This window comes from Pseudolabrys taiwanensis, assembly GCF_003367395.1.
GTDB classification, from domain to species: domain Bacteria; phylum Pseudomonadota; class Alphaproteobacteria; order Rhizobiales; family Xanthobacteraceae; genus Pseudolabrys; species Pseudolabrys taiwanensis.
Window position 1 is genome coordinate 3941440 of the sequence record NZ_CP031417.1, and the last position, 25667, is coordinate 3967106.

Annotated in this window: 27 protein-coding genes; 14 read left to right on the forward strand and 13 right to left on the reverse strand. The window is 64.5% G+C overall.

Translation table 11 applies throughout. From position 1 onward, the window contains the following. Positions 1-3: 3 nt before the first annotated feature. Together tsaE and DW352_RS18695 are read right to left on the reverse strand one after the other, a co-directional pair. The gene (tsaE, locus tag DW352_RS18690) at positions 4-1539 is read right to left on the reverse strand and encodes a tRNA (adenosine(37)-N6)-threonylcarbamoyltransferase complex ATPase subunit type 1 TsaE (protein WP_115692742.1); all 1536 of its coding nucleotides are present in this window, start codon (positions 1537-1539) and stop codon (positions 4-6) included. Between the two features lie 70 nt (positions 1540-1609). After that, the gene (locus tag DW352_RS18695; RefSeq protein WP_162827052.1) at positions 1610-2794 is read right to left on the reverse strand and encodes an FAD-dependent monooxygenase; all 1185 of its coding nucleotides are present in this window, start codon (positions 2792-2794) and stop codon (positions 1610-1612) included. A 467-nt stretch (positions 2795-3261) separates the two neighbouring features. Between DW352_RS18695 and DW352_RS18700 the strand changes: the two genes are divergently transcribed. Then, positions 3262-3696: a hypothetical protein gene (locus tag DW352_RS18700; RefSeq protein WP_115692744.1), complete on the forward strand. Its 435-nt coding sequence runs from the start codon at positions 3262-3264 to the stop codon at positions 3694-3696. A 75-nt stretch (positions 3697-3771) separates the two neighbouring features. Here DW352_RS18700 and DW352_RS18705 read toward each other — a convergent pair whose 3' ends face one another. The 4 genes from DW352_RS18705 to coaBC form a co-directional block, all read right to left on the reverse strand. Beyond that, a complete protein-coding gene (locus tag DW352_RS18705) occupies positions 3772-6291 on the reverse strand; it encodes a PAS-domain containing protein (protein ID WP_115692745.1) in 2520 nt (839 codons plus the stop codon). Positions 6292-6425: 134 nt separating this feature from the next. Beyond that, positions 6426-6836 carry an RrF2 family transcriptional regulator gene (locus DW352_RS18710; RefSeq protein WP_115692746.1) on the reverse strand — a complete coding sequence of 137 codons (411 nt, stop codon included), beginning with the start codon at positions 6834-6836 and terminating at the stop codon, positions 6426-6428. Positions 6837-6924: 88 nt separating this feature from the next. Beyond that, a complete protein-coding gene (gene dut, locus DW352_RS18715; protein WP_115694495.1) occupies positions 6925-7356 on the reverse strand; it encodes a dUTP diphosphatase in 432 nt (143 codons plus the stop codon). Between the two features lie 20 nt (positions 7357-7376). Then, complete coding sequence (gene coaBC / locus DW352_RS18720; RefSeq protein ID WP_115692747.1) at positions 7377-8798, reverse strand: bifunctional phosphopantothenoylcysteine decarboxylase/phosphopantothenate--cysteine ligase CoaBC; 1422 nt, start codon at positions 8796-8798, stop codon at positions 7377-7379. A gap of 164 nt (positions 8799-8962) precedes the next feature. Here coaBC and DW352_RS18725 point away from each other — a divergent pair, with 164 nt between their 5' ends. Then, positions 8963-9415, forward strand: a complete 453-nt coding sequence (locus tag DW352_RS18725; RefSeq protein ID WP_115692748.1) for a hypothetical protein — start codon at positions 8963-8965, stop codon at positions 9413-9415. A 139-nt stretch (positions 9416-9554) separates the two neighbouring features. Here DW352_RS18725 and DW352_RS18730 read toward each other — a convergent pair whose 3' ends face one another. Beyond that, positions 9555-10001 (reverse strand): MarR family winged helix-turn-helix transcriptional regulator, encoded by a 447-nt coding sequence (locus tag DW352_RS18730; protein WP_115692749.1) that lies wholly within the window; start codon positions 9999-10001, stop codon positions 9555-9557. 114 nt (positions 10002-10115) lie between these two features. Here DW352_RS18730 and DW352_RS18735 point away from each other — a divergent pair, with 114 nt between their 5' ends. Genes DW352_RS18735 through DW352_RS18750 form a run of 4 tightly spaced genes read left to right on the forward strand, consistent with a single transcriptional unit; the run spans position 10116 to position 12207 of the window. Continuing rightward, positions 10116-10541: a VOC family protein gene (locus DW352_RS18735; RefSeq protein ID WP_115692750.1), complete on the forward strand. Its 426-nt coding sequence runs from the start codon at positions 10116-10118 to the stop codon at positions 10539-10541. Positions 10542-10590: 49 nt separating this feature from the next. Beyond that, positions 10591-11301 (forward strand): DUF899 family protein, encoded by a 711-nt coding sequence (locus DW352_RS18740; protein ID WP_115692751.1) that lies wholly within the window; start codon positions 10591-10593, stop codon positions 11299-11301. A 37-nt stretch (positions 11302-11338) separates the two neighbouring features. Beyond that, a complete protein-coding gene (locus tag DW352_RS18745; protein ID WP_245434178.1) occupies positions 11339-11839 on the forward strand; it encodes a VOC family protein in 501 nt (166 codons plus the stop codon). A gap of 11 nt (positions 11840-11850) precedes the next feature. Then, positions 11851-12207, forward strand: coding sequence for a DUF1428 domain-containing protein (locus DW352_RS18750; RefSeq protein ID WP_115692753.1), 357 nt, complete (start codon positions 11851-11853; stop codon positions 12205-12207). Between the two features lie 87 nt (positions 12208-12294). On the opposite strand, the gene ubiB is transcribed toward DW352_RS18750, so the two are convergent. Both ubiB and ubiE read right to left on the reverse strand, forming a co-directional pair. Then, on the reverse strand, positions 12295-13866 hold the full coding sequence (gene ubiB, locus DW352_RS18755) for a 2-polyprenylphenol 6-hydroxylase (protein WP_115692754.1): 1572 nt from the start codon (positions 13864-13866) through the stop codon (positions 12295-12297). Then, positions 13863-14624 (reverse strand): bifunctional demethylmenaquinone methyltransferase/2-methoxy-6-polyprenyl-1,4-benzoquinol methylase UbiE, encoded by a 762-nt coding sequence (gene ubiE / locus DW352_RS18760; RefSeq protein WP_115692755.1) that lies wholly within the window; start codon positions 14622-14624, stop codon positions 13863-13865. Before ubiE ends, ubiB begins: the two co-directional genes overlap by 4 nt. Before the next feature lie 99 nt (positions 14625-14723). On the opposite strand from ubiE, the gene DW352_RS18765 reads away from it, so the two are divergent. From DW352_RS18765 to DW352_RS18775, 3 genes are all read left to right on the forward strand, one after another. Continuing rightward, positions 14724-15113, forward strand: coding sequence for a glyoxalase superfamily protein (locus tag DW352_RS18765; protein ID WP_115692756.1), 390 nt, complete (start codon positions 14724-14726; stop codon positions 15111-15113). Continuing rightward, a complete protein-coding gene (gene mutM, locus DW352_RS18770; RefSeq protein ID WP_115692757.1) occupies positions 15113-15982 on the forward strand; it encodes a bifunctional DNA-formamidopyrimidine glycosylase/DNA-(apurinic or apyrimidinic site) lyase in 870 nt (289 codons plus the stop codon). The genes DW352_RS18765 and mutM overlap by 1 nt, the downstream gene beginning before the upstream one ends. Before the next feature lie 184 nt (positions 15983-16166). Beyond that, positions 16167-16940, forward strand: a complete 774-nt coding sequence (locus DW352_RS18775; protein ID WP_115692758.1) for an enoyl-CoA hydratase — start codon at positions 16167-16169, stop codon at positions 16938-16940. A gap of 142 nt (positions 16941-17082) precedes the next feature. Here DW352_RS18775 and DW352_RS18780 read toward each other — a convergent pair whose 3' ends face one another. Continuing rightward, positions 17083-18516: a serine protease gene (locus tag DW352_RS18780; RefSeq protein ID WP_162827053.1), complete on the reverse strand. Its 1434-nt coding sequence runs from the start codon at positions 18514-18516 to the stop codon at positions 17083-17085. A 120-nt stretch (positions 18517-18636) separates the two neighbouring features. Between DW352_RS18780 and DW352_RS18785 the strand changes: the two genes are divergently transcribed. After that, on the forward strand, positions 18637-19437 hold the full coding sequence (locus tag DW352_RS18785) for a HesA/MoeB/ThiF family protein (RefSeq protein WP_115692760.1): 801 nt from the start codon (positions 18637-18639) through the stop codon (positions 19435-19437). Between the two features lie 18 nt (positions 19438-19455). On the opposite strand, the gene DW352_RS18790 is transcribed toward DW352_RS18785, so the two are convergent. Both DW352_RS18790 and DW352_RS18795 read right to left on the reverse strand, forming a co-directional pair. Further along, entirely contained in the window at positions 19456-20187 is a 732-nt protein-coding gene (locus tag DW352_RS18790; RefSeq protein WP_115692761.1) for a DUF4336 domain-containing protein, read from the reverse strand. Between the two features lie 50 nt (positions 20188-20237). Continuing rightward, entirely contained in the window at positions 20238-21239 is a 1002-nt protein-coding gene (locus DW352_RS18795; protein WP_115692762.1) for a 2-hydroxyacid dehydrogenase, read from the reverse strand. 213 nt (positions 21240-21452) lie between these two features. On the opposite strand from DW352_RS18795, the gene DW352_RS18800 reads away from it, so the two are divergent. After that, entirely contained in the window at positions 21453-21923 is a 471-nt protein-coding gene (locus tag DW352_RS18800) for an SH3 domain-containing protein (RefSeq protein ID WP_115694496.1), read from the forward strand. A 121-nt stretch (positions 21924-22044) separates the two neighbouring features. Here DW352_RS18800 and irrA read toward each other — a convergent pair whose 3' ends face one another. After that, on the reverse strand, positions 22045-22518 hold the full coding sequence (irrA, locus tag DW352_RS18805; RefSeq protein WP_281011488.1) for an iron response transcriptional regulator IrrA: 474 nt from the start codon (positions 22516-22518) through the stop codon (positions 22045-22047). 250 nt (positions 22519-22768) lie between these two features. Here irrA and fabA point away from each other — a divergent pair, with 250 nt between their 5' ends. From fabA to fabI, 3 genes are all read left to right on the forward strand, one after another. After that, entirely contained in the window at positions 22769-23302 is a 534-nt protein-coding gene (gene fabA, locus DW352_RS18810) for a 3-hydroxyacyl-[acyl-carrier-protein] dehydratase FabA (protein ID WP_115692764.1), read from the forward strand. Between the two features lie 129 nt (positions 23303-23431). Further along, positions 23432-24652 carry a beta-ketoacyl-ACP synthase I gene (gene fabB / locus DW352_RS18815; RefSeq protein WP_115692765.1) on the forward strand — a complete coding sequence of 407 codons (1221 nt, stop codon included), beginning with the start codon at positions 23432-23434 and terminating at the stop codon, positions 24650-24652. 135 nt (positions 24653-24787) lie between these two features. Next, on the forward strand, positions 24788-25612 hold the full coding sequence (gene fabI / locus DW352_RS18820) for an enoyl-ACP reductase FabI (RefSeq protein WP_115692766.1): 825 nt from the start codon (positions 24788-24790) through the stop codon (positions 25610-25612). Positions 25613-25667: the final 55 nt, after the last annotated feature.

The following is a 25667-nucleotide window of genomic DNA, read 5'->3' on the forward strand; positions in this document are numbered from 1 at the left end:
GGCTCAAAGCGAATTCAGCGATGGCACATTGGCCCGGTACCAGGCCTGGAGCGGCCCCAGCGCGGGGTGCGCCAGCGATCGCTGCAGATAGCCCCATACGCGCGGCAGATGACGCAAATATTGCGGCTTGTGGTCGCGCTTCTCCAGGCGCGCGAAGATACCCAGAATCTTCGAGGCGCGTTGCGCCGCCATCGTGGCATAAAGCCGCGCGAAGGCGCCCGCGTCGAAGCCCGGATCGGCCGCGTGCCGCGCACGCAGGTAGCGCGTGAGCAAAGTCAGCTCGAGCTTCTCCGACACGTCGACGCGCGCGTCCTGCAGCAACGACGCGACGTCGTAAGCCGGCGGGCCCATCACCGCGTCCTGAAAATCCAAAAGGCCGATGCGTTTAATGCCTTCGCGTTCCGGCAGCCACAGGAGATTGGGCGAATGATAGTCGCGCAACACCCAGGTCGGCGCCGCTTCGATCGCGGGCTGGAGCGCCTCGCGCCAGAGGGCCACATATTCCGCGCGCTGCTCAGGTGCGGCCGGCGCCTGAAGCTTCGGCAGATACCAGTCGAGCAACAATTCGACTTCGATCAGCATCGCGCCGATATCGTAAGGCGGAACGGTGTAGATCACGCCCGGCGACACCGGCAAAGTGTCGGGCAGCTTCATCGCATGCAGCGCTGAAAGCACGTCCGTTGCCACGCCGTAACGCGCCTCGATCGGCACCGGCGGCTCGCCGTCGACCACCAATTCGTTGCCGAGATCTTCGAGCACGATCAGGCCGTCGCCGCTGTCGGCGGCGAAGATCTTCGGCGCCGAGAAGCCGCGTTCGTGGAGCGCCCGCGCGATCGCCATGAACGGCGTCACGGTTTCGGCAAGATGGGCAATGGCGCTGTAGGGCTTGCCGTCGCGCACCGGCGGTCCGTCCGGACGCTTGGGCGAATTCATCAGGATATAACTGGCGCCGTCGCGCACCAGCCGCTCGTAGGAGCGCGTGGAGGCATCGCCCTGAATACGAATGCGGCTTGCAACGCCGAAGCCGTTGCCGATCAGAAAGCGCCGGACGGTGTCGATGCGCTCCGCGCGCGCGGCGCAGCTGCCGTAGCCGGTGACATGCACATGGCGGAAGCTGCGCGCCTTGTCGGGGTCCAGCGTAAAGGCGATGTCGAAACGATCGGCCGCGAGCTGGCTGCCGGCACGGTCGGGCCACTCCAGCAGCGTCACCGCGTTGTCGCCGAACTCCTCGAAGCCGAGCTCGGTCAGTTCATCCGGTCCGGACAGACGATAGAGGTCGGCGTGGACCAGGTTGAAGCGCGGCAGCGTATAGGCCTGCATCAAGGTGAAGGTCGGGCTCGGCACCTCGATGGTCGGATTGTCGGCGAGATAGCGGATGAGCGCGCGGGCAAACGTCGTCTTGCCCGCGCCGAGGTCGCCCGACAGCGTGATGAGATCGCCGGCCTCGATGGCGCCGGCGATATCGGCCATCAGCCGATAGGTCGCCTGCTCGTCGGCGACCTCGACCGTGAAGCTGTAGCTGCCGCTCGTCGAGGGCATCGAATCATCCGTCTTAAGGGCCCTGCGCCCTTATAGACGGCACCGGCGGCCGGGGGCCAGCCGGTCGCCCTCAGGTCAGTTCCACCGTCAGCGGATTATAGGAGTAGAGCCACTTGTTGCGGTCCTTGCCCTCGTCGCGCTTGGCGAATTCGGCGCGGATCGCGGCTTCCGAATGCAGGTGGAAAAGCCGGCGGTTGTCGCTCGACTGCAGGACGATGCGCGACGTGCGTTCGATGCGGTTGCGCTGATAGAGCTGCAGCGCCGCGGCGATGTCGCTCTCCATGTTGAGCGCGCGCGCCAGCACGGCGCCGTCCTCGATCGCCATCACCGCGCCCTGCGCGAGATAGGGCAAGGTCGCATGCGCGGAATCGCCGAGCAGCGTGGTGCGCTCGGTGCTCCAGTTCTTGATCGGCAGCCGGTTGTGCAGCGACCAGCGGTAGCACTTGTCCTTGTCGGCCTTGTCGATGATGGTCTGGATCGCCGGATGCCAGCCGGCATAATCGGCCTTCAACTGCTCCCACGGCATCTTGAGCGTCCACGACTCGTCCGACACTTCGTCGGTTTCGACGATGCCGACGAAGTTCAACAGCGCGCCGCCGCGCAGGTAATAGCAGACGATGTGGCCGCCCGGGCCCATGAACACCGACATCACCTGCGGCAGGAAATCCTTCGGCAGACGCTCGACCGGGACGATGATGCGCCAGGCGGCGTCGCCGGTATAAGTCGCCGGCACTTCGCCGACGATCTGCTTGCGCACCACGGATTTCAGCCCATCCGCGCCGAGCAGTATGTCGCCCTTGGCCGACGAGCCGTCGGCGAAATTCAGCGTCACGCCGTCCGCCGTTTCGGTGAAGCCCGTGGCGCGCTTGTTGAGCTGCACCACATCCGGTTTGAAGGCGCGGGCACGATCGGCGAGGATGCCGTGGAAATCGGCGCGATGAAGCTGCGTGTAGGGCGCGCCGTGCAGGCGCTCGTGCTCCGCCGAAAGCGCGAAGCGTTGGATCAGCTCGCCGGTGTCGTGCAGGCGGAATTCGTAAGCCTCGGGACGCACGCCGACCTTGGTGATCGCCTCCTCGAGCCCCAGCGAGCGCAACGCGTGCATGGCGTTGGCCGAGATCTGGATGCCAGCCCCGACTTCCTCCAACTTCGGCGCTTGCTCGTAGACTTCGACGTCGTGGCCTTCTTTCATGAGAAAGGAAGCGGCCGCCAAACCGCCGAGGCCGGCACCGGCGATCAAGATCTTGTGCTTTGCCATCGTCTTCTTCTTTTCAAGCCGCGGCAAAAGTGCCGCAGGGCGGGGCTATTTCGCCTGTCCCGCCGCACGGATCAAGCGCCGATTGCGTGTGGCGGAAGGCGCGCCGGATTGCCCCAACCGCGACGCTTTACGCCCCAAACGGCCCCCACACACCGATGGGCAGCCGCCCGCATCGCCGTTCAAATTTGCACACGGGTGAATGTGAATTCGCGCAAGCCCCGCGCTGGCTCACGCGATCGTCATCGCGCGGGACGCCGCGTTCGCATTTGAGCGCAATCGCACCGCCAGTGAATCACGCGGGCTGTCAGCGCGTTGTCGTCGAGGGTCCTGTCACGGACATATCACCCCTGCGTCGCCGATATTGCCACGGGAATGTCACGGTTTCGCCCCGTCTGGACAGGAACACCTTCCGCTCGTGGACGTTTGCAAAACGATCACGCCTTTGCAGATCATCAAGGAGTTCTAGTATGCGCAAAGCACTTTTCGCCCTTCCGCTCGCGGCCGCGGCGGCATTTGCCACGCCCGCCCTGGCGCAGCCGTACGGCCACAACGATTACGCCTCCGCTGACGCCCGTGCGGCCGCGCCGTGGGTTCTTGGCACCGCGGCCGGCACTGCCGTCGCGCTCGGCGCCTATAACGGCTGGTACACGGGTTGGGGCGCGGCCGGCGCCGCGCTGCCGACCAGCGCTGTCGGCGCAGCCGCCGTTGGCGGCGTCGCGGCCATGGGCACCGTCGCCTTCATCGGCGGTTGGATGCAGCCGTGCAGCGGCTTCCAGGCGCTGTTCGATCTCAACCACGGCCGCTGCGTGAACGGTCAGTATGTGGGTGATCGGGTGAGCTACAACGAGCCCGGTCCGGACCGCCCCTACCGCCGTCACCATCACCGCCGTAGCTATCGCTGATGCCGACGGTCGCTTTCAGCTAAAGCGCATTGATGGCCGGGCTCACGCCCGGCCATCTTGCTATGAGCGTCTGAATTATGCCGCCGACTGCTTGGCCTGCTGCGCCACCGGAAAGACGCAGGTCACTGTCGTGCCTTGACCGAGCACGGAGTCGATCGTGACCGTGCCGCCATGCAGCTCGACGAACGACCGCACCAGTGACAGCCCCAGGCCCGGGCCGCGATGCTCCGACCCGCGCGGATCGGTCTCGAACCACTTGAACACCCTCTCCTTGTCCTCCGGCGGAATGCCGGGCCCGTGATCGATCACGGAGAACACCACCGCGTCCGGACGCCGCTCGGCGGCGAAGGTGATCGTCTCACCCTCCGGCGAGAAGCCGACCGCATTGGACAGGAGATTGAACAGGATCTGCCGCAGCCGCCGCTCGTCGGCGGTGAACGATCCGATCGTGGGCAGCGCGCGGATGTCGAGCGTGATGTTGCTCTTGACGAGCCGGTCCTGCACGCCTTCGGCGGCCGCCACCATGCTGGCGCGGATATCGACCTCGCCGAGATTGAGCGTCATTGCGCCCGCATCGATGGTGGCAAGGTCGAGGATGTTGTTGATGATCGCGAGCAGCGCGTTGGTCGAAGTGGTGATGTAACCGAGATATTCGCGCTGCTTTTCGGTGAGCGGGCCGAAGGCCGCGTCGCCGAGGATGTGCGCGAAGCCGATGATGTTGGTCAGCGGCGAGCGCAGTTCGTACGACACGTGGTGCACGAAATCGATCTTGATCGAGTCGGCGGCCACTAGCGCTTCGTTGCGCTCGCGTAGCGCGCGCTCGACATTCACCGTGTCGGACACGTCCTGGAAGGTAACCAACGTGGCGCCGTCCGGCAGCGGCATCGTGGTCACATCGATCATCATGCCGTCGCGACGCTCGATGCGCGCCACCAGGGGCTCGCGGCCGTCGATGGCCGTCACCGCCCCGCGCAGATTGCGCCAGATGAGATTGTCGTCGTGCTGCACCTGACACCAGGCGGTCACCGCCTCGACGTGCGGGTGCTGATCGAGCGCCTCCGGCGTCAGCTTCCACATGCGCTGGAAGGCCGGATTGTGCAGGCGCACGCGGCCGTCCGAGCCGAACACCGCCACCGCCTCGGCAAGATGGTCGAGCGTCTCGCTCTGCACCTTGATGAGCGCGTCGTAGCGCCGGTGCATATCGAGGCCTTCGGTCACGTCATCGTAGAGATAAGTGACGCCGCCTTCGGGATTGGGCGTGGTGACGACGCGCATCGTGCGGTTATCGGGCAGGTGCCACATATGCTCCTGCGGCTCGACGGCGCGATAGGCTTCGTAAAGCTGCTGCTTCCATTCCCGGAAATTCTGCTGCTCCGGCAGCTTGCGGTTCGCGCGCAAGGTGTCGAGAACGGCCGAATCGGTTGGGTTCTGATCGAGGAAGCCGGCATTGAGCTCGAACAGCGAGCGGAAGGCGGCGTTGTAGAAGATCAGTTTGCGATCGACATTGAAGATGGCGACGCCGGTCGCGAGCTGATCGAGCACGCGGCGATGCGCCTCCACCATGCGCGCGAGTTCGCCGCGCATGCCTTCGGCCTCGGTGCGGTCGAGCGCCATGCCGACGCTGCCTTTGCCGGCCGGCGCATCGACCACGTCGAAGATGCGGCGTTCGCCGGCCGCGATCGCCGGGACGCGCCCTGCATACGTTTCGTTGGCCGCGCGGGCGCGCACGACCTCGGCGCGCGCGTTGCGATCGAGCAATTCCAGCGAGCGCGAAACGGCGTCGGTCGGATCGGTGGCCTCGACGGCGCGCGCATAAGCCTCGTTCACGAACACCAACTGGCCGTGCTGGTCGCGTGCCCATACCGGGGCGGGCAGCGAGTCGAGCAGCTCCCGCATCGTTGCGACGTCGCTCGACAGCTTTTCGTGACGGGCGGCAAGTTCAATCAAATCGCGCTCGAAGCCACTGACGTCGCGCAGACGCAGGATGGCGCTGCCGCCGACGGCGCGGCCTTCCGCTTCGATGGGACGGCCGATCCGCGTCGTCAGATTCATGACGAAGCCATGGCCCTCGCTGCGCAGCCGTTCGACCGCGTGCTCCATCTGCTGCGCCGCCGCCGGCTCGAGCCATGTGCCAAACGCAAGGACGCGCTCGGGCACACCGCCGGGCACGACGATCGACGTCTCGCCGAGAATGTCCGGCGCATCGGCCGCGGCAGCCCAGGCGACCAACACCTGCGGTTCGGCCATCAGCATGGCCTTGAGCCGATCGATCTCGGAGTGCAGCGCCATCGCTTCGTCGCGCGACACGCTCTCGAGCAAGCTGTTGCGACGGCGCGCACGCATCAGCGCCACGGTGGAGAGAACGGCGAAGCAGCCCAGGCCCAGGGTCAAGGTGAGCGTCGCCATCTCCTGGCTGCCAAAGGCACCGGCGAGCGAGCGCAGCGGCTCGATCACCGCAAGCGCAGGGCCGACGCTGGCGCGCGCCGGCGTCAGGAACGTCCCACAAAGGTTTATGGTTGCGAAGGCGGTTAAGAATCCGCCTCGCCACGGACGAGAACGCAGCCTCTCGTTCGCCGTCCGGATTATCTCCGGCATATTCGGGCCTGCCCCAGGAATTGCGAGCGGTGTCCGCCACACCATTCGCGAATCACAAGACTTTAGCGCCCGGGGGACTCCTGCCGAAAGAGTCCAGACCGTGAACGGGTAAAGAAGCGGCGCGCGACGCGAAATTACTTCGCCGGAGCAGCGCGCTTGGCCATGTCTTCGACGTTGATCTTGCCGAGCGCGGCCGAGAATGTGCGCTCGGCTTCGATGAGCGCCGGCTGCACCACCTCGCTGACGATCGACGACGGCGGCAGCGGTGGATCTTCCGCCTCTTCGGCGCGGCTCGCGGCGCGCAGAATTTCGTCGACGGTGATGCGGCTCTGCTCGCGCGCGATCTCGTAGCCGCCATGCGGCCCACGGATGCCCTTGAGGATGCCCTCACGCACCAATGCCTGCAGCACCGGCTCGAGATGGCGCGGTGGAAGCTTGTGACGCGCCGCCAAGGCCTTCGCCGACACCGGCCGGCCGCGGGCGTTAATGGCAACGTCGATGACAGCAGCTATCGCAAGAATGCCCTTGCGAGAAACGAGCGGCATTGGACAGCACCAGTCGCACTTGCAACGATGCTAGAGGTAATAGATTACAGCTAGTCTCACGTCCAGCGTTCAATTTTAAAAAATTTCCTCAACCTCCGGTAGAACCAAAACCGCCGGCGCCGCGCGCCGTCTCGTCGAGCGACGCCACTTCGCGCAGCACCATCTGCAAAACCGGCGCGACGATCATTTGCGCGATGCGCATGCCGCGCGTGACGACGACCGGATCGCCGCCGTGATTGACGAGCAACACCTGCACTTCACCACGATAATCGGCATCGATCGTTCCCGGCGCATTGAGCACGGTCAGGCCGTGTTTCACGGCAAGGCCCGAGCGCGGCCGCACCTGCGCTTCCGTCCCGACGGGCAGCGCAATAGCGATGCCGGTCGGCACCAGGGCGCGCGAACCCGGCGCGATCGTCAACGGCGCATCGTCCGGCACAGCGGCGAGCAGATCGGCACCGGCCGCGTGCGCGGTCTGATAGGCGGGCAACGGCAGATCGTAACCATGCGGCAATCGCATCACGCGGATTTCGGACGTGCTCACTTTTTCGCTCCATTGCGCGCAGCCGCGATGCGATCGATCAACATCGCGGCCACTTCTTCTTTCGATTGCGTCGGCCAGGCTTCCACGCCCGCACCGGTGACAAGCTGAATGGTGTTGCGGTCGCCGCCCATGATGCCGGTCGCCGGCGACACATCGTTGGCGAGGATCCAATCGCAGCCCTTGCGCGCCAGTTTGTCCTTGGCGTTGGCGACGACATTCTCGGTCTCGGCGGCAAAACCGATGACGAGCGGCGGACGCTGCTGCGTACGGTGCGCGATGGTCGACAGAATGTCGGGATTTTCGACCAAGGCCAGTTCGGGCGTCGATTGACCCGCCTTTTTCTTGATCTTCTGCTCGCCCGCATTGGCGACACGCCAATCGGCCACTGCCGCCGCGAAGATCGCGACATCGACGGGCAGCGCCTGCTCGACAGCCGCGAGCATGTCGCGCGCGCTCTCCACCTTGACGATCTTCACGCCCGTCGGATCGAGCACGTTCACCGGCCCGCTCACCAACGTCACCTCGGCGCCGGCGCGGGCGGCGGCGGCGGCGATGGCGTGCCCTTGTTTGCCGGAAGAACGGTTGGCGATGTAGCGCACCGGATCGATCGGCTCGTGTGTCGGGCCGGAGGTGATGAGAACACGCACGCCTTTGAGCGGCTGTGCTGCTTCGAGCGACAAGAGATTATCGGCAGCGGCGGCGATTTCGAGCGGCTCGGCCATGCGGCCCAAGCCGCGCTCGCCGGATTCCGCCATCTCGCCTTCGTTGGGTCCGACGAAAGCAAAGCCATCGGCCTTGAGCTGCGCCAGATTGCGCTGCGTCGCCTTGTTCGCCCACATATGCGGATTCATCGCCGGCGCGAGCAGCACATTCGTGCCCGCCGCGAGCAACACCGCGCTGGCGAGATCATCGGCGTGGCCGCCGCAAATCTTCGCCATGAGATCGGCGGTCGCCGGCGCGACGACGATGAGATCCGCTTCGCGCGCCAACCGAATGTGACCGACGTCGAATTCGGAGGTCTGGTCGAACAGATCGGTGAACACGCGCTCGCCGGTCAGCGCGCCGGCAGACAGCGGCGTGATGAATTGCTCGGCCGCCTTAGTGAGAATGCAGCGCACGGCGATGCGCCGCTCGCGCAACCGCCGGATGAGATCGAGCGACTTGTACGCCGCGATGCCACCGCCGATGATCAGCAGCACGTGGCGGACGTCGGCCTCGATGACGGACCGTTGCTCGGCCCCCTCCTTTGGCGGATTAGGCGGGACGATGAGATCGAGCGCTTCATGGCCGGTCGCGTCCGCGGCCTCGCGCAGGATGGTGCGGACTTCGTCCTCCATCGAACGGCCGTGGCGCGCGGCACGCAGCCGCAGCAGCTTCTTGAGCCTCTCGTCGAGCTGGCGGACAGTGAGCGACGCCATCGGAAAACTCCCGGATGGCGAACCCATAGCACTGGAATGATTGCGATGCAATCAATGCAATCAATTTGCTCGAAGAGTTAGCTTCAGCTTATTACAAGCTTACTTGACATTTTTTGAACAAAGTCTAGTCTTTATTTAAGAAGCTCAACGGGAGAGTTGCCGTCATGAAGGTATTCGTTGGAACTGCACAGGAATACAAAGAGGTAGCCCACCTTTTCGGGGACGAGTCGGCCGCAAAGCCCGACGCCGCCTCGAGCCAAATTCCTGCGAAGACCGCGAAGGGTGAATCGGAGGCTGCGGCTCTTAGCTCCGAGATAATCGAATATGCTTTCAGCCGTATTCCGCTATCTCAAAATCAAAGCAAAGTTTGGCGAACAATCGTCGATGCCTATCCGAACTGGGTGAACGTAATTGAGCTTGCAGACCGGACTGGGCTCAGTCGTCAGGAAATCGCTGGCGTATGGGGCGCGCTCGGACGTCGCCTCGCACATACTACGGGTTGGCCCACCGATGAGTGGCCAATGGACGAGGACCGCGACCACAATAATCTACGGCGATATCGGGCACATGCAGACCTGGTTCGCCTTGTTAAGGCAGGCCGGATTAAGCTCAAATAAGCGCAGCCAAGCGCGGTTCGATTTCATCAGGACGTTTTCAGGCCGGAGACCTTCGCGACGGCGTGCGGGGGGCTCCATGCCTCTCTTGTCGTAATCGAGTCAGGCGCCTCGCTCACGACTTTTGAATTATTTTTGCCAGCTAGGACAGCGCCCGCAAGGCCGTGCGGACGAGGTCCGGGCCGCTCTCGGCGATCTTCTGTTCGATGGCCGCGTGGGTGCCCTTCCACAACGGGAAGGCCTCGGCGAGCACATTGCGGCCTTCCGGGGTCAACGCCAGACGGCGGCTGCGGCGATCTTCCGGGTCGACGGCGACCTTGACCAACCCCCGCCGCTCCAGCGGCTTGAGATTGGCGGTGAGCGTCGTGCGGTCCATCGCCAGCAACTGCGCCACGCTGCCGATGCTCGGCGGCTCCGGGCGGTTGAGCGACATCAGCAGCGAAAATTGCCCGCTGGTGATGCCCACCGGCCGCAGCACGTCGTCGAAATGACGCGCCAACGCCCGCGCCGCGCGTTGTGCGTGCAGGCACAGACACGCGTCCCGCACCAGAATGGTGCTCGCAAAGGACACGGGGTCGGGTTTTGACATGACTCAAATATGTTGATATCAACGTTTTTGTCAATGAGGTTCCGGCCGCCCCGGCCGCAGCCGTCCACATGAAACGACGGGCGCAACGCCCACCGACACGCGAGGGAGAGAGACATGAACGTTCAGCCGTATCTGAGCTTCGAAGGCCGCTGCGAGGAAGCGCTCGACTTCTACAAGAAAGCGATCGGTGCGCAGGTCGAGGTCATGATGCGTTTCAAGGAAGCGCCGCCGATGGACAGCCCCGGCGAGGGCTGCGCCGGCCCGATGCCTGACGCCAACAAGATCATGCATTCGAGCTTCAAGGTCGGCGACGCCGTCATCATGGCGACCGACGGCATGGCGAGCGGCAAGGCGGATTTCAAAGGCATTTCGCTCGCGCTCTCGGTCAAGGATGACGCCGACGCTCAACAGAAATTCAAGGCGCTGAGCGAAGGCGGCACGGTGCTTCAGCCGCTGATGAAGACCTTCTTCTCCTCCAGCTTCGGCATGTTGGCCGACAAATTCGGCGTCGGCTGGATGGTGGTTGTTCCGCAGCACTAAGCGCGCCGCACCCACGCTCGCATCAGCGCGCGAGCCCGAAGGAGGAACGATGCTCGACAAACATACGACGCTGCCATCCGCGCAAGAGCTCGCGGACAATTGCAACGTCCGCATTCCGAACGAGAGCGCCGAATACCGCAAGGCCCGTACAGCGCTGCTGGCCGAGGAGATCGAATTGCGGCGGCACATCGAGCGGGTTGCCGAACAGCGCCGGGCGTTACCGCCCGGCGGCGCGGTGAAGGACTATCGCTTCATCGGTGAAAAAGGACCGGTCGGCTTCGCCGATCTCTTCGGCGACAAGCAGACGCTCGTCATCTACACCTATATGTACGGCCCGCAGCGCGAGCGGCCGTGCCCGATGTGCACGTCGCTGCTGTCGTCTTTCGAGGGCGAGGCGCAGGACATCATGCAGAATGTCGCGCTGGCGGTGACGGCGCGCTCGCCGATCGAGCGCCTGCGGCACTTCAAGAGCGAGCGCGGGTGGCGCGACCTCCAGTTCTATTCGGATCCGTCCGGCGAGTTCAGCCGCGACTTCAACGCCCTCGGTCCGAACGGCGAGGAGTGGCCCGGTCTGCATGTCTTCACCCGGCGCGACGGCACGCTGCGTCATTTCTGGAGCGGCGAAATGGACGGCTCCACCGCCGATCCGGGTCAGGACTCGCGCGGCGCGCCGGACCTGATGCCGCTCTGGACCGTGCTCGACTGCACGCCGGAAGGCCGCAAGCCGCATTGGTATCCGAAACTCGACTACGGCCGCTGAGCGCTGCCGATCTCACGAAATGCACAAGGAGGAAATAGTGGCCTTAGCCAAACGAAAACTCGCGACCTGTCTTTGGTTCGACAAGCAGGCGGAAGAAGCGGCGAAATTCTATTGCTCCGTGTTCAAGAACGCGAAGCTCGGCCGCACCGCTTATTACCCCGACGCCGGGCAGGACATTCACGCCAAGCCGGCCAATTCCGTGCTGACGGTCGAGTTCGAACTCGAAGGCATGGCGTTCATGGCGCTCAATGCCGGGCCGATGTTCAAATTCAACGAAGCGATCTCGCTGCAGATCCCCTGCGAGACGCAGGAGGAAATCGACTACTATTGGAGCGCGCTGACCGCCGACGGCGGTCAGGAAAGCCAATGCGGCTGGCTCAAGGACAAGTTCGGCCTGTCGTGGCAGGTGTTTCCCGACTTCATGGGCGACATATTGACCGGACCGGATCGCGCCGCCGCCGCGCGTGTTATGAACGCCTTCATGCCGATGAAGAAGTTCGACATGGCGGCCATCAAAAAGGCCTTCAAAGGCGAATAACGGAGGAGCGCATGACCTACGTGGACGGATTCGTGGTGCCGGTTCCGAAGAAGAAGATCGCGGCTTATCGCAAGATGGCGCGCAAGGCCGGCAAGATCTGGCTGGAACACGGCGCGCTCGAATTCCGCGAATGCGTCGCCGACGACGTCAAGAAAGGCAAGTGGACGTCGTTTCCGCGTAGCGTCAAGCTGAAGGCCGGCGAAACGGTGATGTTCTCATGGATCGTCTATCGCTCGCGCAAGCAGCGGGACAGCGTGCTGAAGAAGGTGATGAGCGACGAGCGCCTCAAAGCCGACATGCAGGGCGATATGCCATTCGACGGCAAGCGCATGATCTTCGGCGGCTTCAAGACCCTTGTCGCGCTCTGATCCGCACGGCATCCGGTAGAACCGTTCCACTCGCGCAGGAGTGAGCGGGGTGTGGGTCCAGCAGGCAACCGATTAAGGCTGTCGCGCCTACACCAACAGCCACGCGATCCAGAACAACAGCAGCGCGATGACCCACAGCGCCGCGGCCGTCCAACGGTTGCGGCGCTGCTCGGCCCGGCCGATGGCCTCGACCGTCTCCGGCGCCAGCACGAGACCGTTGCGCGTGATGTCGTCGAGCTGATCGAGCATGAAGCCGGCGCGCGTCAGCAGCGACGGCACCTGCGCGACGAAACGGCCGATCTCGCCGGCGCCGCGCGCCGCGCCTTCGGCGATGCCCACCGGCCCCAGATTGCGCGCGATCCACTCGCGCACCACCGGATCGGCCGTCTTCCACATGTCGAGCTTGGGATCGAGCGAACGCGCGACGCCTTCGACCACGACCATGGTCTTCTGCAGCAGGATCAGCTCGGGCCGCGTGCGCATATCGAAAATGCCGGTCACCTCGAACAGCAGCGTCAGCAGCTTCGCCATCGAGATATCTTCGGCGGTGCGGTTATGGATCGGCTCGCCGATGGCGCGGATCGCCTGCGCGAAGGCATCGACCGAATGATGCCGCGGCACGTAGCCGGCATCGAAATGCACCTGCGCGACCCGGCGATAGTCGCGCGTGATGAACCCGAACAGGATCTCGGCGAGGAAGCGGCGCTCCTTGACGCCGAGCCGGCCCATGATGCCGAAGTCGACCGCGATCAACCGGCCATCGTCATCGACGAACAGATTACCGGGATGCATGTCGGCGTGGAAGAAGCCGTCGCGCAACGCATGGCGCAGGAAGCTCTGGATCACGTTGCGGCCGAGCGCCGGCAGATCGAAGCCCTTGGCCTCGAGCGCGGCGCGATCGTTGAGCTTCGTGCCGTCGATCCATTCGAGCGTCAGCACTTCGCGCGCCGTGCGATCCCAATCGATGTGCGGCACGCGGAAATCGACATCCTCGCGCGTGTTCTCGGCCATCTCCGACAGCGCCGCCGCCTCCAGGCGGAAATCCATCTCCAGTGCCACCGAACGGTCGAGCGTGTTGACGACTTCGACCAGACGCAGGCGTTCGGCTTCCGGCGACATCGCCTCGGCGCGCCGCGCCGCGAAGAAGAAAGCGTCGAGGTCGACCTTGAAACGCCGCTCGACGCCGGGCCGCAGGATCTTCACCGCGACCTGCTGGCGCACGCCATCCTTCTCGACCTGCGCCGGATGCACCTGCGCGATCGAAGCCGCCGCCACCGCCGGTCCGAAGTTGGCATAGACGGCGTTGAGCGGCTTCTCGAACGCCGCGGCAACCACGGCTTCCGCTTCGGCTTGCGGAAACGCCGGCATCTTGTCTTGCAGGCTTTGCAGATCGCGCGCGATCGCGGGGCCCACGACGTCGGGCCGCGTCGCCAGAAACTGCCCGAGCTTGACGTAAGTGGGGCCGAGCCGTCCGAGCGCCGCGGCGAGACGGGCACCGCCATCCTTGGCGCCGGGCCGCTCGATGAGCCGCGCGAGCGCGATCGCCGTGCGCGCGGGCAGCGGCAAAGGCCGCGTGTCGACGAGCGCGAGCACGCCCTCGCGCGCGAACACATAGCCGGCGCGAGACAGGCGGATGAGATGAGAGAAGGCCGCGATCACAATTTCCAGCCCGAGTGCAGCGCGACGACGCCGCCGGTCATCTGCGTGAACGAGACGCGGCGGAAGCCGGCTGCTTCGATCATCGCGGCGAAGCGCCGCGGCTTGGGAAACTTGCGAATGGATTCGACGAGGTACTGATAGGCCTCGCGATCGCCGGTGACAGCCTGGCCGACGCGCGGGATCACGTTGAACGAATAGAGCTCGTAGATCTTGTCGAGACCCGGCACATCGACCGCGGAGAATTCAAGGCAGAGAAAGCGCCCGCCCGTCTTGAGCACGCGATAGACTTCCGCCAGCGCGCGCTCGATACGCGGCACGTTGCGAATGCCGAAGGCGATGGTGACGCAGTCGAAGGTCTTGTCGGCATAAGGCAGCTCTTCGGCATTGCCCTGCTCGAAGGTCACCGCATGGTCATAGCCGCGCTTCTCCGCGCGCTCGCGGCCGACTGCCAGCATCTCCGCATTGATGTCGCACACCGTCACCCGCGTGCCGTCGCCGCCCGCGTCCACGACGCGGAAAGCGACGTCGCCCGTACCCCCCGCGAGATCGAGCAGCCGGAACGCACGATCCGATTTCGGCGGGTTCACCGCGGTGACCAGGGCGTCCTTCCACGGCCGGTGCAATCCGCCGGACATCAGGTCGTTCATCAGGTCGTAGCGGCGCGCCACCGAATGGAAGACGTCGTCCACCCGCCCCTGCTTTTCCTCCAGGGGGATGTTCTCGTAGCCGAAATGGGTCTCTTCGCGGGTCGTGGGCATCGCCAATTGTCCTTTGCGGCCCGGACCATAGCGCGGGCGGGCGGCGGGCGCTAGAAAGGTCGCCGCGATGCCTTAACGAGCGGTACGGAAGGGGTCCAGATGTCAATCGCGTTCAAAGCCGCTATTCCGACGTTTCGGATTTTTTCGCTCGAGAAGGCGCGCGAGTTCTATCTCGACTTTCTCGGTTGCAAGATCGACTGGGAGCACCGTTTCGAACCCGAGGCGCCGGTTTACATGCAGGTCTCTCGCGGCGGTTTTACGCTGCGCCTCAGCGAGCACCATGGTGACGGTACGCCCGGCTCCATCGCCTACGTGCCCGTGAGCGGGGTAGCCGAGCTGCACCGCGAACTGAACGAAAAGAAGTACCGTTACAACCGCCCCGGCCTGGACGAGCAGGAATGGGGCATGACCGAGGTGACCGTCGTCGACCCGTTCAACAACCGGATCACCTTCGGCGAGCCCACCGAAATGACGGCGCGCAACACCTAATGCCCGAGCTCCCCGAAGTCGAAACCGTCCGCCGCGGTCTCGCGCCCGCCATGGAAGGCGCGCGCATCGACAAGGTCGACGTGCGCCATCGCGGCCTGCGCTGGCCGATCGCCAAGGACTTCGAGCAGCGCATCGAGGGGCAGACGGTCGAGGGTCTCGGCCGCCGCGCGAAGTATCTCATCGCCGATCTGTCGTCCGGCGACGTGCTGGTCATGCATCTCGGCATGTCGGGCTCGTTCCGCGTCGGTCATGAGTCGCGGCCGGGCATCTACTATCACGAGACGTCGAAGAGCACGGCGCACGACCATGTCGTGTTTCATCTCTCGAACGGCGAGATCGTGACCTTCAACGACCCGCGCCGCTTCGGCTCGATGAAGCTCGTGCCGCGCGCCAAGCTCGACCAGGAGCCTTTGCTGCGCGGCATCGGACCCGAGCCGCTCGGCAACGCATTCGATGCGGCGATGCTGGCGAAGGCCTGCGCCGGCAAAAAGACGTCACTCAAAGCGGCGCTGCTCGATCAGCGCGTGGTCGCCGGTCTCGGCAATATCTATGTCTGCGAGGCGCTGTTTCGCGCGCGGCTCTCGCCCAAACGGCGCGCTTCCACGATCGCCGACCGCCACGGCAAGCCCAATGCGCGCGCCGAAGCGCTCGTGCCGGCGATCAAGGCGGTGTTGCAGGACGCCATCAAGGCCGGCGGCTCCTCCTTGCGCGATCACCGCCGCGCCGACGGTTCGCTCGGCGACTTCCAACACAATTTCCTGGTCTATGACCGCGAAGGTCAGCCCTGCCCTGGCGGCTGCGGGGGCACGGTCAAACGCATCGTGCAGGCCGGGCGCTCGACCTTCTATTGTCCGTCATGCCAGAAATGAGGCTCTCCCCACGGTCATGCCCGGGCAACCGGGTCCGGCCTCTGGCCGGCCCGGCCGTAAGACTTGACCCGGGCATCCATGATGAGGTGCAACAGGTTCGACCGTACGATCGTATAGGAACGCATGTTTCATGGATTGCCGGGTCAAGCCCGGCAATGACTGTTTGGAGAGTCCGGAGCCAATCATGAGCTATCAAAACATCCTCGTCGAAACCAAAGGCCGCGTCGGCATCATCCGGCTCAACCGTCCGCAGGCGCTGAACGCGCTCAATCAGGCGCTAATGGCGGAGCTGACGCAAGCGGTGCAGGCGTTCGACGCCGATGACGCTGTCGGCTGCATGCTGCTCACCGGCAGCGAGAAGGCTTTCGCCGCCGGCGCCGACATCAAGGAGATGGCGGACAAGAGCTTCATCGACGCCTATGGCGGCAACTTCGCGGCCGATTGGCACGGCATCGCGCAGGCGCGGAAGCCGGTCGTCGCGGCGGTCGCCGGCTTCGCGCTCGGCGGCGGCTGCGAGATCGCCATGCAATGCGACATCATCATCGCCGCCGACACCGCCAAGTTCGGTCAGCCGGAAATCAAGCTCGGCGTCATTCCCGGCATCGGCGGCACGCAACGCCTGACACGCGCGGTCGGCAAGGCCAAGGCGATGGACCTCGTGCTCACCGGCCGCAACATGGATGCGGCGGAAGCCGAGCGTGCCGGCCTCGTCGCGCGCGTCGTGCCGGCCGCGAGCCTGATGGACGAAGCGATGAAGGTTGCCGAGACGATCGCCGGCATGTCGCTGCCATCGGTGCTGGCCGGCAAGGAATCGGTCAACGCCGCGTTCGAGTCGTCCTTGGCCGAAGGCGTGCGCTTCGAACGGCGCATCTTCCATTCGCTGTTCGCGACCGAGGATCAGAAGGAAGGCATGAAGGCCTTCGTCGAGAAGCGTAAGCCGGATTGGAAGAACAAGTAAGGCGCGCCCGGACGCGGCGCAGCCTTTCTCGGCCCTCATGCTGAGGAGCGCCGCGAAGCAGCCGCCTCGGAGCATGAGGCCGCCCCATCCTTCGAGACGCGCTCACTGACGTGAGCACGCCTCAGGGTAAGGCGGAGAGGCGCTACTTCCTTACGCAGATAATGCGCACGACCGACGCCTTGGCGTCGGGGCCGGTTGTCGAAGCGACTTCGACATTACGCGCGTTGAGAAACGCGCGGATCGTGTCCGCGCTGACGAGATGCACCGGCGGCGCGGCCGGCTCGGTGCTCGCCAGCACGAAGTTGCGCATCTCCGTCACACCAAGGAAGTGGCCTTGCGCATCGATGGCCGCGGCGCCGGAGAATCCGGCCATCGGCACCGGCTGCTGCAGCTCAATGGTCGCTTCGTCGGCCAATCGCGCTTTCACCTCGGTCAAAGCCTTGGTGCCGCCCTGCTCCTTCGGATCGGGAATGCCGATCAGCGTCATGTCGCCGGACTTCGGCGGAGCGCCGGCGAGCGAAACCGGCGATAACTTGCGCGGGCCGTAGACTCGCAGCAGGGCGAGGCCTTTGTCCTTGTCGTCCGCCACCCGCTCGGCGTCGCCGAGGCCCGCGGCGACGATCACTTGGCAGCCTTCGGTCAACCGGCGATCGGTGACGATGTGGCCGCGTTCGCTGACGACGACGCCGTTGCCGTACTCGACCGACTTCGCCAGCGCGGCGAAAGGCGCGCTGCGCTCGGGGAACGGCGAGAACGCACTCGCCATTGCCACCATCATCGGCGAGACGATGGTCTCCATCATCTGATCGAACGACAAGGTGAACCCGCGCACTTCGCCGTCGCGGATCTTGGCGCGCACCGAGAACTTCTTCAGGCCCTGGATGCCGCTGATGAAGAAGCCGTCGTCGTTGAGCACGCTGTATTCGACCCGGCGCGTCGCCGGCTCACGCTTCTCCTGCTCGAACACCGCGGCGAGTTTCAAGTTCGGATCCTTGATGCGGAAGGTCTCGACCTGCACCTCGCCATAGGCCGATGACCAGCGCGTGCCGCGCGCGGCATCGCGCGCCTGCGGCACCATCTTGGTCGGCAGGCCGATACGGATGCCGGTCGCGGGATCGACCACCACGCTCCAGCCGAACTCTTTCTCGTAATTCTGCGCGGCGGCGACGAGCGCGGCCCGTTCGACCGGTGTCAGCACGCCGGTGACGTTGCCCTTGGCGCGCTTCTGATAGTTCTTCACCGCGGCCAACATCGGGTCTTCGCCATTCGTCGCGCCGGCATAGTCGCCCGACCAGAACAGCGCCGCCTGGATCTTGATGCGTTCGTCAAAAGGAATGCCCGCGAAGACCGGCGCGTTCGCTCCCACCTTGGCGGTCTCAGGCTTGATGGTGTCGGCCTTAGGCAACGAGGCCGTCGCGAAGCCATCCTTCGGCGCGGGCTTGCTCTCGGCCTGACCGATCTGCGGCCGCGGCGTTGGCAGCCGTGGCGCAGGTTCGCCCGCGACCGCAGCGCCAGCCGCGAGCACGAGACCGACGATGACCGTGAATGCGGCCCCCTGCATGGTCTTTAACGCCACCCTAACCATATCCAGCAGGACAGCTTAGCCCATGGCCCCTGCGGCGCAAGGCAGCCGACGGATTAGCGTGAACGGGCGAAAGATTCCCAATTTCCTCAAGCTTGAGTTAGGTTTACGGCGATGCTCGACCCCCAAGAACTCGAACGCTATGCGCGCCACATTGTTCTGCGCGACGTCGGCGGCCCCGGCCAGGCCAAGCTGAAAGCCGCCCGCGTGCTGGTCGTGGGCGCCGGCGGTCTTGGCGCGCCGGTCTTGCTCTATCTCGCCGCGGCCGGCGTCGGCACGCTGGGCGTGATCGACGACGACGCGGTGTCGCTGTCGAACCTGCAGCGCCAGGTCATCTTCAGCACGGACGATATCGGCGCGCCGAAAGCGGATCGCGCGGCGGATGCGGTCACGCGGCTCAATCCGCATGTGAAGGTCGAGACGCATCAAACGCGGCTTACCGCCGCCAACGCGCTCGACCTGATATCGCGCTACGACATCGTCGCCGACGGCTCGGACAATTTCGCCACGCGCTATCTCGTCGCCGACGCGTGCTACTTCGCCAAGAAGCCGTTGATCACCGCTGCGCTCGGCACATTCGACGGCTCGCTGACGTCGATCCGCGCGCACGAACGCCAAGCCGACGGCACGCCCAATCCGACCTATCGTTGTCTGTTTCCCGAACCGCCGCCGGCGGGCATGGTTCCCGCTTGCGCCGAAGCCGGCGTGCTGGGCGCGATGCCCGGCGTGCTCGGCTCGCTGATGGCGCTGGAAGTGATCCGCGAGATCGTCGGTTTCGGCGAAGGCCTCGTCGGCCGGCTGTTGATGATCGATGCGCGTTCGATGCGCTTCGAAACGCTCGACTACGCGTGGGACCCGGACAATCCGTTGAGCGGCAGAACGCCGACCATCACGGATTTGTCCATTCACGCCTGACCGTTGATCGCATTCGATCTAGTCGAGCAGCCACCGGAACGCCCGCCGTAGTTCGGCCGTGCCGTCGCGTTCGAGCCATCGGCCATGCGCGATGACGATGCGTTCCGGCTGCCATGCAAGCATCTGCTCGACGGCCATCTTCAAAACAGAACGATCGAAGGTCAGGCGCATGTCGCGCGGCATCTGGCCGTCCGGATGTTGGACATGGCCGAGGCGCGTCATCAGACGCATGAAAAACGACAACTTCGCCGGTTCGAAGCTCTCGATGAGGTCCGTCAGGATCAGCGTGCGGCTGTTGCGGTGAAAGAACTCGACCTCGGTCATATAGCGTCCGGCAACCGTCAGCGTCCTGACCTCACGGTCCCACGGATAACCGTCACGCCGTTCAAGCAGACGGCACGAGAAGTCGATACGCTCTCCCGCCTGCTCCTTGATGCGCGGGGCGAGATAGACCTCGGCGGCCGGAAACGCCGCATGCCAGTCGGGTATCCACCAATAGTGAATGCGATTGGGACCGACGATCCAGCGCACGGCGCCGATCCTGTCGACCTGCGCCTTGAGCTCGGCCGTCAGCCGCGTCGGCGAATGAACGAAAAGCCCCTCCGCAAGCCGTAGCACCGTCATGCGCGTCGGGAACGGCATGGCGAACGGCTTCGGACCGAAGCGGATCACGGGCCCGTCGACGATCCAGACGGCCTCAGCAATGGGCTTGAGACAATCGAGCGGCGGATAGGTGAGATCCGTGGCCATGACCTGTCATCCCGGGAGTCGCCCCCTTTTGCGCCCCCCAGAAATGACGATCACAGCATCGACGGCAGCACGCGATCCGGCGGACGATGGCCGTCCATGAACGTGCGGATGTTGATGATCACCTTCTCGCCCATGTCGATGCGGCCCTCGAGCGTTGCCGAACCCATGTGCGGCAGCAGCACGACTTTGCCCTGACGCGCGAGCTTCACCAGCTTCGGATTCACCGCGGGCTCGTGCTCGAACACGTCCAGGCCGGCGCCGGCGAGATCGCCGGACTCCAGCATGCGCGCGAGCGCGTTTTCATCGACTACTTCGCCGCGCGCGGTGTTGACGACATAAGCCTGCGGCCGCAGCAGCTTCAGCCGCCGCGCCGACAACAAATGATACGTCGCCGGCGTGTGCGGGCAGTTGACCGACACGATGTCCATGCGGGCGAGCATCTGGTCGAGGCTCTCCCAATACGTCGCGTCGAGCTCTTCCTCGATCTTCGGCGCGACCTTGCGACGGTTGTGATAGTGGATCTGCAGACCGAAGGCGCGGGCGCGCCGCGCCACGGCCTGGCCGATGCGGCCCATGCCGATGATGCCGAGGCGTTTGCCCCAGATGCGATGGCCCATCATCCAGGTCGGCGACCAGCCCGCCCAGTCCTTTTCCGACGTCAGCACGTGCGAGCCTTCGACGAGACGGCGCGGCACCGCGAGGATCAGAGCCATGGTCATGTCGGCCGTATCTTCGGTCAACACACCGGGCGTGTTGGTGACGGTGATGCCGCGCTGCACGGCAGTCGCGACATCGATGTTGTCGACGCCGTTGCCGAAGTTGGCAATGAGCTTGAGCTGCTCGCCGGCCTTGGACAGCACCGACGCGTCGATCTGATCGGTGATCGTCGGCACCAGCACATCGGCGCTCTTCACCGCTTCGGCGAGTTCCGCTTGCGTCAGCGGCTTGTCGTCGGTGTTGAGGCGCGCATCAAAAAGTTCCCGCATGCGCAGTTCGACGTTGTCAGGCAACTTACGCGTGACGACGACCAGCGGTTTCTTACCCTTCGCCATGATCCCCTTACCGCGACGGCACCAATATCGGCTGTCAAAGAAACGCGCCGATTCAGTCCTCTTTAACCCTGCTCGCCCACAGTGTACGGGCGCTCCTGCAGGCAACGAAATCCGTACTTTTCCTATCAGATGGCTGTCGCAACACAAAGTTTTGGGGCCGCGATCCGGAGCCTCGGCGGCGCCCTTTTGAGCGTTGTCGTTCTGGCGGCCGCCATGTCGTCCGCCGTGGCCGCCGGCGACGTCCCGACCGGCACGGTGAGCGGCCTGCCGATTCCGCGCTTCGTCAGCCTCAAATCGGACCGCGTCAATGTCCGCGGGGGTCCGAACAAGGATCAGGACGTCCGCTGGGTCTACACCCGGGCCGGCATGCCGGTCGAAATTACCGCCGAGTTCGAGAACTGGCGGCGCATTCGCGACTGGGAAGGCGCCGAGGGCTGGGTCTATCACTCGCTGCTGTCGGGCAAACGGACGGCCGTCGTGGTGCCGAAGCTCAATGCGGAACTGGTGCCGCTTTACGACAAGGCCGACACCACATCCGCGGTCGTGGCGCGGCTGCAATCCGGCGTGCTCGGTTCGCTCAAGTCCTGCGACGGCGCCTGGTGCCAATTCTCAGGCAAGAACTTCAGCGGCTATATCCAGCAAGAACGCCTCTGGGGCGCCTACCCGAACGAAAAGGTCGAGTAATAGTCCCGTCGCCCTTTCGAGGCTCGCTGCGCTCGCACCTCAGGATGACGGGTCGTGTGCCACGACAAAAAGAAAATGGCCGGGACATGCCCGGCCATCACACACAAATAACCGCTGACAATCAGCTCTTCTTGCGCAGACGCACGACCACGTCGACGCGCGCGATCTCGTAGCCTTCCGGCGGGGTCGGCGTATTGCCGACGATCACGTCCTCGCCCGGAATATCGAGCACCGCATCCTCACCTTCGACATAGAAGTGATGATGCGCCGACGCGTTGGTGTCGAAATAGGCCTTGGAACCGTCGACCGCGACCTGACGCAGCAAACCGACCTCGGTGAACTGATGCAGCGTATTGTAGATGGTCGCCAGGGACACCGGCACCTTGGCGCGCGTGGCCTCCTCGTAGAGCATTTCCGCCGTGAGATGGCGGTCGCCCTTGCCGAACAGGATCCAACCGAGCGCCATGCGCTGGCGCGTCGGACGCAGCCCGACCTGCCGCAGCATCGACTTCACGTCGTGCCATGGACAGCCCGTGCGGTCGCCATGATCATCGGCCCGCATGTCGGGAAGCTTCGGGAACACCATGGTACGCATTTCGGTCATGTCGACGCCCAGTCATCCGGCCAAAACAAACCGGCAGAAAACCGTTTCATCCGCAACATATACGAAGTGTGCTCCTAGATGCAACTCCTTCGCAGTTGCGCGCCGGACTCCGTGTCGCAGCCGCCGGTGAGGAAAACCGTCCGGTACCCCCCTTGCCGCCATCTTTGCCCGCTAGACGGGGTGTGTTAGGAGTTCGGCCATGGAAATCCAGCCAAGGTCCCCACAAGGGGAAGCTTCATTGATGGACAATCGACGTCACAGCTTCGGCTACGAGGACTTGCTTGCTTGCGGCCGCGGGGAACTGTTTGGACCGGGCAACGCCCAACTTCCGCTTCCCCCCATGCTGATGTTCGACCGGATTTCCGAGATTTCGGAGCAGGGCGGCGAGCACGGCAAGGGCATGGTGCGCGCCGAGCTCGACGTGAAGCCGGACCTCTGGTTTTTCCTTTGTCATTTCAAAGGCGATCCGGTGATGCCGGGCTGCCTCGGCCTCGACGCGCTGTGGCAGATGGTCGGCTTCTTTCTCGGCTGGCTCGGCGCACCCGGTAAGGGCCGCGCGCTTGGACTTGGCGAACTGAAGTTTTCCGGCCAGGTGCTGCCGAGCGTGAAGAAGGTCGTCTATGGCGTCGACTTCAAGCGCGTGATGCGCTCGAAGCTGGTGCTCGGCATTGCCGATGGCTGGCTGTCGGCCGATGGCACCGTGATCTATCGCGCCAGCGATCTCAAAGTCGGCCTGTTCAAGCAGGACGACGCGCTGCAGCCGAGCGGCGGCTGACCGCGCGGCTCCACGGCCGGCTTGCCTGACCTACCCGTTTTGCGGCAAGGGTCTTGCGAAACCGTCTTGGCCGGTCAATCTGTGGAGCAATCGCTCTAAATCCCCGACGGAAATGAAGGTATTGTGACCATGCGGCGCGTCGTCGTCACCGGAATGGGTATCGTCTCTTCCATCGGCAACAATACGCAGGAAGTGCTGGCCAGCTTGCGCGAGGCAAAGTCCGGCATCACGCACGCCGAAGAATTCGCCAAGCACGGCTTCCGTTGCCAGGTGCAAGGCATGCCGACCTTGGATCCGTCGGGATCGGTCGATCGCCGCGCCATGCGCTTCCTCAGCCAAGGTTCGGCTTGGAATCACGTCGCGATGGAACAAGCCATCCGCGATTCCGGCGTCGAAGAAAAAGACATTTCCAATCCGCGCACCGGCATCGTCATGGGCGCCGGCGGTCCGTCGACGATGACGATCGTCGACGCCGCCGATATCACGCGCAAGAACAATTCGCCCAAGCGCATCGGCCCCTTTGCCGTGCCGAAGGCGATGTCGTCGTCGCCCTCCGCCACGCTCGCCACCTGGTTCAAGATCAAGGGCGTGAACTATTCGATCTCGTCGGCGTGCGCGACCTCGAACCACTGCATCGGCAACGGCGCCGAACTCATCCAGTGGGGCAAGCAGGACATGGTGTTCGCCGGCGGCTCGGAAGAGCTGAGCTGGACGATGTCCAACCTGTTCGACGCCATGGGCGCGATGTCGTCCAAGTACAACGACACGCCGCAGACCGCGTCGCGCGCTTACGACCGCGACCGCGACGGCTTCGTCATCGCCGGCGGTGCCGGCGTTCTGGTGCTGGAAGAGCTCGAGCACGCCAAGGCGCGCGGCGCCAAGATCTACGCCGAAGTCGCCGGCTACGGCGCGACCTCGGACGGCCACGACATGGTGGCGCCGTCGGGCGAAGGCGCGATGCGCTGCATGAAACAGGCGCTCGAGACCTGCAAGGCGCCGATCGACTACATCAATCCGCACGCCACCGCGACGCCGATCGGCGATCTCAAGGAGATCGAGGCGATCCGCGAAGTGTTCGGCGCCAAGTGCCCGCCGATCTCGGCGACCAAGTCGCTGACCGGCCACTCGCTCGGCGCCGCCGGCGTGCAGGAAGCGATCTATTCGCTGCTGATGATGAACAACGGTTTCATCTGCGAGAGCGCGAACATTCAGAATCTCGACCCCGTGTTTGAGGACATGCCGATCGTGCGCGAGCGCCGCGACAACGTCGAACTCGGCGCGGTGCTGTCGAACTCCTTCGGCTTCGGCGGCACCAACGCATCGGTGATCTTCAAGCGGTTGGATGCGTAATTCCTACTGACCGGTAATCGCTGTCATGCCCCGCGAAAGCGGGACGTCCAGTAGCCACCGGCCGTCTTGATTGTGAGTAAACAGAGTACTGGGTTACCCGCTTTGCGCGGGTGACATCATCCGAGGTTGTTGCGAATGTCTGGGCTGATGAACGGAAAACGCGGGCTGATCATGGGCGTGGCCAACGACCACTCCATCGCCTGGGGGATCGCTAAGACACTGCATCAACACGGCGCCGAACTCGCCTTCACCTATCAGGGCGACGCGCTGCATAAGCGTGTCAAGCCGCTCGCCGAATCGGTCGGCTCGTCGTTTCTGATGCCTTGCGACGTCGAGGACATCGCCAGCGTCGACGCGGTGTGGGAGACGGTCAAGGAGAAGTGGGGCACCATCGACTTCTTCGTTCACGCGGTCGGCTTCTCGGACAAGAACGAACTGAAGGGCCGCTTCGCCGACAACACGCGCGAGAATTTCGTGCGCACCATGGTGATCTCCTGCTTCTCCTTCGCCGAGAGTGCCAAGCGCGCGGCGGCGCTGATGCCCAATGGCGGCGCGATGGTGACGCTGACCTATAACGGCGGCGATCGCGCCATGCCGAATTACAACGTCATGGGTCTGGCGAAGGCAGCGCTCGAGTCGTCAGTGCGCTATCTCGCCGTCGATTTCGGCCACCAGAACATCCGCGTCAACGCGATCTCGGCGGGTCCGATCCGCACGCTCGCCGGTGCCGGCATTGGCGATGCGCGCTACATGTTCGCCTTCCAGCAGAAATATTCGCCGCTCGGCCGCGGCGTGAGCCTCGAGGATCTCGGCGGCGCCGGGCTTTATCTCTGCTCGAATTTGTCGGCCGGTGTCACCGGCGAGATCCATTTCGTCGACAGTGGCTACAACGTGATCGCCATGCCGCAGCCGGAAGCGCTGAAAGCCGCTGGCGGCAAGGTCGAAGGCAACGGGCAGTAAGCTCTTATAGCCGAACCGTTTTGTTGTCCGTTCGTCCCCGCGAAAGCGGGGACCC